This window comes from Buttiauxella gaviniae ATCC 51604 (genome assembly GCF_001654835.1).
Lineage (GTDB): Bacteria > Pseudomonadota > Gammaproteobacteria > Enterobacterales > Enterobacteriaceae > Buttiauxella > Buttiauxella gaviniae.
The window spans coordinates 1-350 of sequence record NZ_LXEP01000113.1; the positions used below are offsets into that span (position 1 = coordinate 1).

Annotated in this window: 1 protein-coding gene; it reads right to left on the reverse strand. The window is 57.1% G+C overall.

Features of this window, described 5'->3' with window-relative positions; all coding sequences use genetic code 11:
- On the reverse strand, nucleotides 1-350 hold a 350-nt coding region (locus M977_RS23970), incomplete at both ends, for an Ig-like domain-containing protein (RefSeq protein ID WP_157092152.1).

The window sequence follows — 350 nt, forward strand, 5'->3', positions numbered from 1 at the left end:
TCTGGATGAGCACATGGTTTTCGGCATGGGTGTCGAGCACCACGTTCTGGTGCTCAACCGCAATCGAGGTGTTACCGGATGCATCCACACCAGTGACCATTACCTGTACGTCATTGTTGCCTTCATTCAGCACTGCCGTCGGGACCGGTACTTCGTAACGCAGCTGACCGTTAGCATCCGCCACAACATTGCCGTGATATTCATGGCCGTTAACACTGACCACCACGTGGTCACCCACCTGCGCATCACCGGACACCTCTCCGCTGATGAGCGTTGGCATACGGGATTCGCTGGCGTTGACGGTGTTGTCACCCGCCACCGTGTCGATAGTGACGGCGTTATGCGCCTGC